At 42.3% G+C, this 11,198-nt stretch carries 9 protein-coding genes; 8 read left to right on the top strand and 1 reads right to left on the bottom strand.

Annotated features, from left to right (window positions below):
- Positions 1 to 150 precede the first annotated feature (150 nt).
- Positions 151 to 1,824, top strand: a complete 1,674-nt coding sequence (locus tag D0T51_RS02735) for a putative transporter (RefSeq protein WP_163725228.1) — start codon at positions 151 to 153, stop codon at positions 1,822 to 1,824.
- An 80-nt stretch (positions 1,825 to 1,904) separates the two neighbouring features.
- On the opposite strand, the gene D0T51_RS02730 is transcribed toward D0T51_RS02735, so the two are convergent.
- The gene (locus D0T51_RS02730) at positions 1,905 to 3,125 is read right to left on the bottom strand and encodes a class I SAM-dependent methyltransferase (RefSeq protein WP_163724825.1); all 1,221 of its coding nucleotides are present in this window, start codon (positions 3,123 to 3,125) and stop codon (positions 1,905 to 1,907) included.
- A gap of 128 nt (positions 3,126 to 3,253) precedes the next feature.
- Here D0T51_RS02730 and D0T51_RS02725 point away from each other — a divergent pair, with 128 nt between their 5' ends.
- The 7 genes from D0T51_RS02725 (at position 3,254) to D0T51_RS02695 (ending at position 11,184) form a co-directional block, all read left to right on the top strand.
- The gene (locus D0T51_RS02725; protein ID WP_163724822.1) at positions 3,254 to 4,447 is read left to right on the top strand and encodes a saccharopine dehydrogenase family protein; all 1,194 of its coding nucleotides are present in this window, start codon (positions 3,254 to 3,256) and stop codon (positions 4,445 to 4,447) included.
- Complete coding sequence (locus D0T51_RS02720) at positions 4,447 to 5,460, top strand: radical SAM protein (RefSeq protein WP_163724817.1); 1,014 nt, start codon at positions 4,447 to 4,449, stop codon at positions 5,458 to 5,460. Before D0T51_RS02725 ends, D0T51_RS02720 begins: the two co-directional genes overlap by 1 nt.
- A 61-nt stretch (positions 5,461 to 5,521) precedes the next feature.
- Entirely contained in the window at positions 5,522 to 6,559 is a 1,038-nt protein-coding gene (gene recA / locus D0T51_RS02715; protein ID WP_163724815.1) for a recombinase RecA, read from the top strand.
- A gap of 2 nt (positions 6,560 to 6,561) precedes the next feature.
- Entirely contained in the window at positions 6,562 to 7,545 is a 984-nt protein-coding gene (locus D0T51_RS02710) for a peptidoglycan bridge formation glycyltransferase FemA/FemB family protein (protein WP_163724813.1), read from the top strand.
- The gene (locus tag D0T51_RS02705; RefSeq protein WP_163724810.1) at positions 7,542 to 8,843 is read left to right on the top strand and encodes a polysaccharide deacetylase family protein; all 1,302 of its coding nucleotides are present in this window, start codon (positions 7,542 to 7,544) and stop codon (positions 8,841 to 8,843) included. The genes D0T51_RS02710 and D0T51_RS02705 overlap by 4 nt, the downstream gene beginning before the upstream one ends.
- Entirely contained in the window at positions 8,840 to 9,928 is a 1,089-nt protein-coding gene (wecB, locus tag D0T51_RS02700; protein WP_163724807.1) for a non-hydrolyzing UDP-N-acetylglucosamine 2-epimerase, read from the top strand. The genes D0T51_RS02705 and wecB overlap by 4 nt, the downstream gene beginning before the upstream one ends.
- Positions 9,925 to 11,184 carry a glycosyltransferase gene (locus D0T51_RS02695; RefSeq protein WP_163724804.1) on the top strand — a complete coding sequence of 420 codons (1,260 nt, stop codon included), beginning with the start codon at positions 9,925 to 9,927 and terminating at the stop codon, positions 11,182 to 11,184. The genes wecB and D0T51_RS02695 overlap by 4 nt, the downstream gene beginning before the upstream one ends.
- Positions 11,185 to 11,198: the final 14 nt, after the last annotated feature.

Here is an 11,198-nt window from a genome sequence, read left to right as displayed (position 1 = left end):
TTACTTTTCAAGTATAACAGTAAACGATTGGACCCATGTCCAATCGTTTCTTTTTTTACCCCTTCCTTTACACTTTCCCAAACGCTTAAAGGAGGGAAATGCATGAATTATTTTCATTTTCATAGAGATAAGCTTACATTTGCACCCGAAATGGATTGTCTTTTAAACACATGGCTTGACTCCCCCGTATTACAGGCAGCAGCAGGAATATCCCTGGTGTCGGCGGTGGGATTGTTGTTGTCGCGGATAAAGATTTTGGGTATTTCCCTGGGCATTACTTTTGTCTTTTTTGCCGGGATCATTGCCGGACATTTCGGGCTGGAGATAAATAAAGATATGCTGTATTTTGCCCAAAGCTTCGGTTTGATCCTTTTTGTTTATTCCTTGGGACTTCAGGTAGGACCCGGATTCTTTGGTTCTTTGAAAAAGGGAGGGTTATTATTAAACTCCATGGCTCTCTGTGTAATCTTTCTGGGACTTATACTGACGTTGATACTCAGCCAATCGACAGGTATATCCTTGTCTACCATGGTAGGTATTATGTCCGGTGCTGTGACAAACACCCCCGTTCTAGGAGCGGCACAACAAACATTGCTTCAGATCCAACCGGATAATAATTCGGGGGTGACCGAAATGGCATTGGCCTGTGCTGTGGCCTATCCATTGGGGGTTATAGGAGTCATACTTGCCATTGTTTTATTAAAAAAATGTTTTGTCTCAGAGACTGACAAAACAAAGAAAAAAGAAAACAGGAGTCCGCGCCCGAATGTAACCGAATATCTTGTTGCCAATCCGGCTATTTACAATAAAAGCATTCAGGAAATCGTCAAATCCGGTGGAAAAGAATTTGTGATCTCCCGTATATGGCGCAAAGGGAATGTATTTATTCCCACCTCCGACAAACGACTACAAAAAGGAGATCACCTTTTGGTAATCTCTGCGCAGGCCGATATCGAAGCGATCAAAGTCATCTTCGGAGAACAGGAGAATATCGATTGGAACAGGGAAGATATCGACTGGGATGTTGTGGATCGCCAACTCGTCTCCCGCCGCATCGTCGTCACACAGGAAAAAGTGAATGGCAGCAAACTGGGAACGCTTCGTTTACGCAACCTCTATGGTATAAATATTACACGTGTTAACCGTGCCGGGATCGATCTGATTGCTTCCAGTGCCCTTCGGTTACAAATAGGCGACCGCCTGACCATCGTAGGTGAGGCCAATGCCGTGAATAATGTAGGAAAGATCCTAGGGGATGAAATCAAACGATTGGACAATCCGAATCTATTGGCTGTATTTATCGGTATTACCCTGGGAGTTTTATTGGGGGCTATCCCTATCTCCATTCCGGGTATCAGTATGCCTGTTAAATTAGGTATTGCCGGAGGACCTATCATTGTAGGTATCTTAATGGGAGCCTTTGGTCCACGCTTACATATGACTACGTATACGACACAAAGTGCCAACCTGATGTTGCGCCAGTTAGGTATCGTAATCTACCTGGCCGGGTTAGGCATAGACTCCGGTGCCCATTTTTTTGAGACCGTCTTTCGCGCGGAAGGTCTTTTGTGGATCGGCTTGGGATTTATCCTGACCATCGTACCGGTATTACTTGTCGGTTTTATAGCCTCCCGTTTCCTGCCTATTGATTATGCGGAGAATATGGGTATGCTTTGCGGCAGCATGGCGAATCCTATGGCACTGACTTACGCCAACACAACGGTAGAAGGCGATGAGCCTTCCGTCGCATATGCTACCGTTTATCCTATTTCCATGTTTACACGGGTGATTACAGCGCAGTTAATACTGTTGTTGTTTATGTAGCCTATTTCCTCCAAAACACCAAGACAACAACTTATAACACCAATCAGACATACCTCTATTCATAAAAAAAGGAAACGTTATCATGTCTCCTTTGATAAACCCACATTTGCAAAAACTATAACCTTCCTCCCTTTAATTAACACCTTCTCACCACCTGCCAGTGTGGTAGCAAACAAATACAGCTCTCCCCCATCGGTTATTTTCGTGCGGGCGCGCAGTTCGGCTACAGAAAGAGGAAAATTACGAACCGTAATATTCGCTTTGGGAATTTCTTTAGACAAGGTCTTACATAGTTTTCCGGTAAAAGGATAGACTGCCTCTACAGAAAAAACTCTTCCCAGGAAATCAGGAATGCATCGTGCGGAGGTATACAAATGACTGCTTATACCTAACTTTTCTACCATCAAACGACTGGAAAGACATTTAAAGGCTCCGGCTTTTAAGATTGAGGCATTGGGTTCATAGAGATATTCTTGTATCTGCCCGGCCATACGAGCTTGCTCGCCTTGCTCCTCCTGGTAAGTAAACTGAAAAGACTGCTCTTCCTCTTCCGATAAAATATTCTGGCAATAAATAAGCGGAGAGAGACAATTTCCCCGTTCCATCACAAACAACAACTCCTTACATTCATTCTTTACGGAGAGAACATGCACTTCGGTTGTTTCAGGTAATAAATGCAACGTATGTTGTATATCCACCATCGGGGATAACTTAGCAATCACCTTGGGAGCCCGTTGAAAGAGAACAGGCAGTAACCGCGATAAATCCGGTTCACAATCCGACAAAGCAAATACGCGTTTATTGCCTTCTCCCCTTCTTGCCGGGTCAATATAAAAAACGTCTATGCCTTCCAGAGTCTCAACAACTTCCGTGGCATCGCCTTTTATCACCTCTATATTTTTAATCGCTAACGACTGAAAATTATGCCTTGCTGCCTCGCAGTAATTCTCAAAACGTTCAATATAGATTAACCGGTTGGCCTTTTGGGAAAAGAAACTACTGTCAACACCCAATCCCCCCGTCAGATCGCATACGCCCTCTCCCTCTTTGATCAACTGTTGTTTATACCGGGCTGTCAGCTCCGAAGAACATTGTTCGGCTGCTATTTTGGAAGGATATATCAAGTTATCATTTGCATACCAGGAAGGAAGTTTATCACGCAACTGGCGTCTTGCTGCAATCTGGTCGACAGCAAAAGGAATATCCATAGTCGGATAACGGGAACTGCTGAGCAATAATTTATTCAAATCATCACCTGCATGCTCCTGTATAAACTGTTTCATGGCGGATGTCAGTTTCATGAAGGCAAAGATACTATAAATTGTTTTTACCTCTCACATACATTATTTCAAAGAATTACTCCTATATTTGTTGCTTGGTTTCAGAACTAAAATAGACGTATAACAACAAGATTAATTTGACTGAGTAAATGGGAAAAGTATTAGTTATTGGTGCTGGTGGTGTTAGCACCGTTGCTGTTAAGAAAATGGCAATGAATGCAGATGTCTTTACGGACATTATGATAGCTACACGGACAAAAAGTAAAGCCGAACAAATTGCAGCAGATATCAAAAATATGAAGGTACATACTTCACAGGTAAATGCGGACAATGTAGATGAACTGGTTACACTTTTTAATGCCTATCAACCGGATCTGGTTGTCAACCTGGCACTCCCCTACCAGGACCTGTCTATCATGGATGCCTGCCTGGCATACGGAGTAAGTTATCTGGATACGGCAAACTACGAACCCATAGACGAGGCTAAATATGAATACAGCTGGCAATGGGCTTACAAAGACCGGTTTGAAAAGGCCGGCTTAACAGCGATTCTCGGATGCGGTTTTGACCCGGGGGTAACCAGTGTCTTTACGGCACACGCAGCCAAACATCATTTTGATGAGATTCAATACCTGGACATTGTCGACTGCAACGGAGGAGACCATCACAAAGCATTTGCCACAAACTTCAATCCGGAAATTAATATCCGCGAAATTACTCAGCGGGGAAAATACTACGAAGAGGGTCAATGGATAGAAACAGATCCTTTGTCTGTACATAAAACACTTAACTATCCTAATATCGGATCACGCGAATCTTATCTGATGTATCACGAAGAGTTGGAAAGCCTGGTAAAGAACTTCCCGACCATCAAACGTGCCCGTTTCTGGATGACATTCGGACAAGAATACCTTACCCATTTGCGGGTTATGCAAAATATTGGTATGACCAGCATCAAACCTGTATTATACAATGGGGTAGAGATTGTGCCTATTCAATTCTTAAAAGCGGTGTTACCGGATCCGGGCGAACTGGGAGAGAATTATACAGGGGAGACATCCATTGGTTGCCGTATCCAAGGTATGAAAGACGGAAAGGCATTAACTTATTATATCTATAACAATGCTAGCCACCAGGTTGCCTACAAAGAAACAGGTGCCCAAGCTGTGAGTTATACCACCGGTGTTCCGGCAATGATCGGAGCCAAACTATTCTTGAAAGGTATCTGGAAGAAACCAGGGGTATGGAATGTTGAAGAATTTAATCCGGATCCATTCATGGTCGAATTAAATGAACAAGGATTGCCTTGGCACGAACAGTTTAATGTTGACTTGGAGGTATAATGTCTGGCTTTTATAGGATATTACGTTTAAATTCCCGAATAAAAAGCATAAGGATCAAACTGTTGGGCATTTGGCTCTTTCATGTTTTGAGAAAAAGATATATCGGTATCTTTTTCGATCCTGTACTTGCCTGCAATTTTCGTTGCAAAATGTGTTATTTCAGTGATGCGGAAAAACGTAAAACCTATAAAGGGACTTTGGACTATACAGCGATTGAATCCATTGCTCAATCTCTCTTTCACAGAGCATTGAAACTGCAAATCGGTTGTGGTGCCGAACCTACTTTACACAAAGACCTGGTTCGCATCATTGCCTTGGGAAAGCAATATCATATACCCCATATATCCCTCACAACAAACGGTAGTTTACTGAGTCGGGATGTATTGGAAGGAATGGCGAAGGCCGGTTTGGATGAAATAACAATCTCCACCCATGGCTTGACGCGGGAAACCTATGAATCGCTGATGGTGAACGGAAATTTCGAAGAGTTTCGCCAGGTTTTGAAAAACATTTCAGAAATAAAAACACAGTATCCGGACTTAAAACTTCGTATAAATTATACGATAAATAACGATAATTTGAACGAGTTACCTTATCTTTGGGAAATAGTGGGGGAGCATATGGATATTTTACAATTGCGACCGATTCAAAAAATCGGGAACAGTGCCTATTCGGATTTTGACCTGTCAAATATCTATGCCAGCTATGATACGATCATAGCTCCATTAATCAAATCGTGCAACGAAAAAGGTATTGTCTGCCTTGCTCCGGAAAAAAAGAATATAATTATACTGGAAGAAGATAAGACTGCCGATCGACGCATCGACAAAGCAACTTATTGTTATATTTCCCCCCAAGGTTGTTGGAAGGAGGACTTTGATTATCAAACAGAGACATTTGAGTCCTATGCAAAAAAACATCACTATGGGAGACAACTGCTACGGCATGCTCTTGGGAAAACCCCAAGAGACAAAGTAGATGTCACTAGAAAAATGAATTATAACATAAACTAACAAAAATCAATTAATAACCAAATCCTCAGAAATAAAAACCTTTAAAAACAATTACAAAGGAATGGCAAAAGAAGAAATGAATCAAGGAACAGAAGCGGCTGGTACATCAGCTGTGAATGCAGATAAGTTGAAAGCACTTCGCGCAGCAATGGATAAGATAGAAAAGAACTATGGCAAAGGTTCTATCATGAAGTTGGGCGACGAAAATATTGAACAAATAGAAGTAATATCCAGCGGTTCCATTGGATTGGATGCTGCATTAGGTGTAGGAGGTTATCCCCGTGGTCGTGTCATTGAAATCTATGGTCCGGAATCCTCTGGTAAAACGACATTGGCTATTCATGCCATTGCCGAAGCACAAAAAGCCGGAGGTATAGCAGCTTTCGTGGATGCAGAGCACGCTTTCGACCGCTTTTACGCAGCAAAACTAGGAGTAGACATTGATAATCTATGGATCTCCCAACCCGACAGTGGTGAGCAGGCACTTGAGATTGCCGAACAATTGATCCGCTCTTCTGCTATTGATATTGTTGTGATTGACTCTGTAGCAGCATTAACTCCTAAAGCGGAACTCGAAGGAGAAATGGGAGACAGCAAAATGGGATTACAGGCACGTTTGATGTCACAAGCTTTGCGTAAACTGACAGCTGCTATTAACAAGACTAATACCACTTGTATTTTTATCAACCAATTGCGTGATAAAATCGGTGTTATGTTTGGTAATCCGGAGACTACCACCGGAGGTAACGCTTTGAAATTCTATGCATCTGTACGTTTGGATATCCGTCGTATCAGTCAATTGAAAGACGGTGACGAAGTAAAAGGTAACCAAGCCCGGGTGAAAGTAGTGAAAAACAAGGTCGCTCCTCCTTTCCGTAAAGCAGAATTCGATATTATGTTCGGGGAAGGTATCTCTCGCTCCGGAGAAATCATTGATTTAGGCTCTGAATTAGGCATTGTAAAGAAAAGCGGTTCATGGTATAGTTATAACGACACAAAACTAGGGCAAGGACGGGATGCTGCCAAACAATGCATCAGTGACAATCCGGAATTAGCCGAAGAATTAGCCGGTTTGATACTTGAAGCACTGAAAAAATAAGAATGACAGACAAAGACAAATACCGTTTGCTTTGCAATACAGAAAAATCCATTCCCTTATTTTCAAGGGATTGGTGGTTGGATATTGTGTGTGGAGAAGTAAACTGGGATGTCTTATGGATAGAACAAAAAGGGCAGGTACAAGCAGTACTGCCCTTTTACGTTCCTTATAAAGGGCTAAAAACAGGCTTCAGACAACAAAGAAAAGGCTTTATTTCCATGCCTCCCTATACCCAAACAATGGGTCCCTGGTTTGCTCCAATTGCCAAAGACACCAAATACACCACAGAGTTAGGGCTACGTCAGGCTCTTTGTAAACAATTTACAGAGCGACTCCAATCCTATACTTTTTTCCTTCAAAACTTTCACTATGACATTACCGACTGGTTACCTTTCTATTGGCAAGGATATAAACAAACCACACGGTATACATATATTCTTTCTCTTACCGATACTGAAAAAGTATGGGACAATATGAGTCAACATACACGCAGGAACATAAATAAGGCGCAGGAGAAACTGCAGATAAAAGTAATCAAAGGAATACCTGTCGATGATTTTTTGCAAATAGTAAAAAAAACCTTCAAGCGGCAAGGCAAATCTTCCATTCCTAACACCTCCATACTGAAAAAGATAATCATCTCCTGCCGGGAACGGGAACAGGGAGATATATGGGGAGGATACGATGAAGTAGGCAATCTGCATGCCGCCATCTTTGTCGCATGGCAAGAGAGTGCTGCTTATTACATCGCAGGAGGTGGAGATCCGGCCTATCGGGACTCCGGAGCACATAGCCTGATTATGTGGGAGGCCATCCGTTTTACCGCTGACAAGAGTGAATTGTTCGACTTTGAAGGTTCCATGCTTCCGGGAGTAGAACGTTTTTTCCGGGAGTTCGGGGCAAAACAAATCCCTTATTTTACAATATCAAAAGGAAAACGCAGTTTATTACATAGAGCCTATCTGAAAGTGAAGAGTCTTGTATGAACGAGAAAATAGTGCAATATATCATACGTTTCCTTCTTGGAGAAGATATATCGGGGAGTATAACTGCAACAATCGGTTACACAGCCGATCGCACTCTTTTTCCCCGTTATAACATTGTCATTATTCCTTCCGGCTTCTTCGCCCCCTCTCAGTATGGACATCCCTCTTCGCTTCCTCTTCTTCCCTTGCAAGAGATTGAAGGGGTTCCTTTGTTATTTGGTTCTCCGCAAACGGAAACTGTGGGAGCTACCCTTGTCATACATGCTGATATTATTGCCAGCACTTATTTTTTAATTTCCCGGTACGAAGAAATGATATGCCGAAAGGTGAGAGATACACACGGGCGTTTCCCCGGAAAAGAATCATTGCCTTACCGGGCCGGTTTCATACATCGTCCGATTGTTGATGAATACCGTTTATTACTCCGTCGTTGGCTGCAACAGACAAACCTCAACGTACCTGAGGTAAAGAAAAAAATACAGAAAGTATATCTTACGCATGATGTGGATGCTCCTTTTCTCTACCGTTCATGGAAAGGCTTTATCCGTTCGCTTCAAAGAGGTAATTCCCTCAAAAAGGCTCTCCAATATAAATTCGGACCGGTCACAAATGATCCTTTTTATACATTCCCTCTATTTTGGGAGATAGATAATTTCTTGCAACAAAAGAGAGGGAGTAAACACTGCCAATCAATCTACTTTTTTAAAGCCGGAGGCAAAGGTAAACCGGACAAGCCGCATTATCAACTGCAAGATAAAGACATACAGCAACTTTTACAACAAACAATAAAAAACAAGGCGGTGATAGGCCTGCATAGCAGTTATCAGGCGGGAATAAATCCTTTATTCATTGCTAAAGAAAAAGAAAAACTGGAAAAAGCTATTCACCAAAAAATCACTTTCAACCGACATCATTTCCTGGCTAACAGAGAACCCGAAGATATGCTCCAGTTGGAGGCCAATGGCATTACGGATGATTTCACGATGGGATATGCGGATGTGGCAGGATTTCGATTGGGTACCTCTTATCCGGTACAATGGATCAACCCTGTGAATCGCAGACTCTCACCTCTCCGACTTCACCCTTTATTGATTATGGATTGTTCATTGGAAGAACCGAAATATATGCATTTAACACAACAAGAAGCCGAAAAATACAGCCTGAGGCTTATTGAAGAAGTGCAGAAGGTGGGCGGAGAAATCAGTCTCTTATGGCACAATAACGTACTTGCGGATACAGAAAAGGACTATCAGCAAGTTCTTTATACCACACTCATCCATAAACTCGCATCGTTATGAAGATTGTTACCATTGTAGGGGCACGTCCTCAATTCATCAAAGCGGCGATGGTTAGCCGGGCAATCCTGGAGCATAACCGGAAAAAACCAGAATTATTGATTGAAGAGTTTCTGCTTCATACAGGCCAACATTATGATGAAAACATGAGCTCCATCTTCTTTACAGAAATGGGAATTCCTCAACCCACCTGGCATCTGCAGTGTGGAAATGGTAGCCATGGAGAGATGACTGGATCTATGTTGATCGAAATAGAAAAAATATTGTTAGATACCCTACCGGATTATGTACTTGTTTACGGAGATACAAACTCTACCTTAGCAGGCGCGTTGGCAGCATCCAAACTGAACATACCTGTTATACATGTAGAAGCCGGCCTACGCAGCTTTAACCGGCAAATGCCGGAAGAAGTCAACCGGGTTCTTACAGATCATTTATCTACTTTGCTCTGTTGCCCCACCTTTGCAGCAGTCAACCACCTGACAGAGGAAGGCATACATAAAGGGGTATATCACGTAGGTGATGTAATGTATGATGCGGCTTTAGTCTTCGGCCGCTTGGCCGATACCAGCTCTGATATACTGAATCAATTGGCAATAAAGAGTAAGTCTTTTTATCTGTGTACCGTTCACCGGGCTGAAAATACAGATAACAAAGAACGATTGTATCAAATCTTTACGGCACTGAAAGAAATAGGAAGTCCTTCTTTACCTGTTGTGCTTCCCCTGCATCCCCGTACCCAAACATACCTGGAAAAATATGGATGGATGGCTTCCTTACGGGAAGAACCCGGTATCATCCTGACGCCTCCCCTTTCTTTCCTGGACATGGTCCTGTTAGAAAAACAAGCTCTCACCATCTTAACCGATTCAGGCGGGATACAAAAAGAGGCTTACTTCCACCAAACTCCTTGTATCACCTTACGGGAAGAGACCGAATGGAAAGAAACGGTAGATGCCGGATGGAATCAAATAGCAGGATACCAAGCAACTGACATTTTGCGTTGCCTGCATAAAGAAACAAACAAAAAAGAAATTCTTGAATATGGCAACGGAGATGCCGCCGGAGAGATTATCAAATTATTATGAAAAAAGTATTGATCATATGTGACCTCTTCCCCCCTGCTTTTGGGCCACGCATGGGATATTTAACGAAATATATCCGCGCCTATGGATGGGAGCCTATCGTATTGACAGAAACCGTTAAAGACGAATCCGCCTTTTCTTTTCTGACAGACATCTGCCCGGTGACACGGATTAACTTTTACACAGCAAAAGGAAAATACTTACGCAAACTGCAGTGGTTATTCCTTTTTTTGCTTGATTTCTTTTTTGACTATAAGGATTTTCGGATGGTCCAAAAGGCCCATAAAATGTATAAAAAACAACCTTTCGATCTGGTCCTTTGCAGTACATTCCGTACATTCCCTTTAAAAGCCGCCAGGAAAGTCGCACAAAAATATAACCTGCCATTCGTGGTAGACCTCAGAGATATTATTGAACAATATTCCGGTAATGAATTTATCTCCCACGACATCTCTTCCTGGGGTAACCTGGGGCGATCCTTTACCAAGTATTTCAGGCAAAAGAATCTGCAAACAAGAAATGAGGTTTTGACAACAGCAGCCCATGTCACAACAATATCTCCCTGGCATGTAGAGGTATTACAAGCATTCAACCGGAATGTATCTCTTATATACAATGGCTATGATCCGGAGTTATTCTATCCGGAACAGCCTGTCACACGTCACTTTGTGATTACCTATACCGGACGGATCCTCAGCACAGAGATGCGTGATCCCGGTCTATTTATGCAAGCTTTATCTATCCTTCTTAAAAACAAAAAGTTATCGCCTTGCGACTGCAAAGTACATTGGTATGTAGATGCAGCCTCCTGGGATATTATATATAAAGAGGCAGAAAAAGAAGATATTCTTTCATACATGGTTTTTAAAGGATATGTTCCCGCAAACCAAATCCCACATGTGCTCAACAATAGTTCTGTGCTTTTATTGTTGACAAATAAATCCGATCAAAAGGGACCAAAGGGAACAATGACGACAAAGTTTTTTGAATCATTGGCCGTAGAGAAACCCATACTTTGTGTTCGCAGTGATGAGAGTTATCTGGCAGCCGCTATAGACGAAACAAACGCTGGATTGGCGGCAACAAAAGTAGAAGAGGTCTCTGCCTTTTTAATGCATTATTACGAAGAATGGAAAGTACAAGGGTATACCTCCTCTCCCGTCAACAGGGAAGCCATACAGCAATATTCCCGAAAAAACCAAGCCAAGGAATTTGCCATTCTATTCAATCAATTAATAGACAACCGCAAGAATAACTAAAAAGACTATACTAT

This window comes from Parabacteroides sp. 52 (assembly GCF_010500925.1).
Classification (GTDB): domain Bacteria; phylum Bacteroidota; class Bacteroidia; order Bacteroidales; family Tannerellaceae; genus QVMG01.
Note: the sequence above shows the minus strand (reverse complement) of the source record. Positions and strands in the feature narration are given on the sequence as shown.

Coding starts and splice junctions, on each gene's coding strand:
- D0T51_RS02730 (WP_163724825.1), bottom strand. CDS start 3,125: ATGAAACTGACATCCGCCATGAAACAGTTTATACAGGAGCATGCAGGT.
- D0T51_RS02735 (WP_163725228.1), top strand. CDS start 151: ATGGATTGTCTTTTAAACACATGGCTTGACTCCCCCGTATTACAGGCA.
- wecB (WP_163724807.1), top strand. CDS start 8,840: ATGAAGATTGTTACCATTGTAGGGGCACGTCCTCAATTCATCAAAGCG.
- D0T51_RS02695 (WP_163724804.1), top strand. CDS start 9,925: ATGAAAAAAGTATTGATCATATGTGACCTCTTCCCCCCTGCTTTTGGG.
- D0T51_RS02710 (WP_163724813.1), top strand. CDS start 6,562: ATGACAGACAAAGACAAATACCGTTTGCTTTGCAATACAGAAAAATCC.
- D0T51_RS02705 (WP_163724810.1), top strand. CDS start 7,542: ATGAACGAGAAAATAGTGCAATATATCATACGTTTCCTTCTTGGAGAA.
- recA (WP_163724815.1), top strand. CDS start 5,522: ATGGCAAAAGAAGAAATGAATCAAGGAACAGAAGCGGCTGGTACATCA.
- D0T51_RS02725 (WP_163724822.1), top strand. CDS start 3,254: ATGGGAAAAGTATTAGTTATTGGTGCTGGTGGTGTTAGCACCGTTGCT.
- D0T51_RS02720 (WP_163724817.1), top strand. CDS start 4,447: ATGTCTGGCTTTTATAGGATATTACGTTTAAATTCCCGAATAAAAAGC.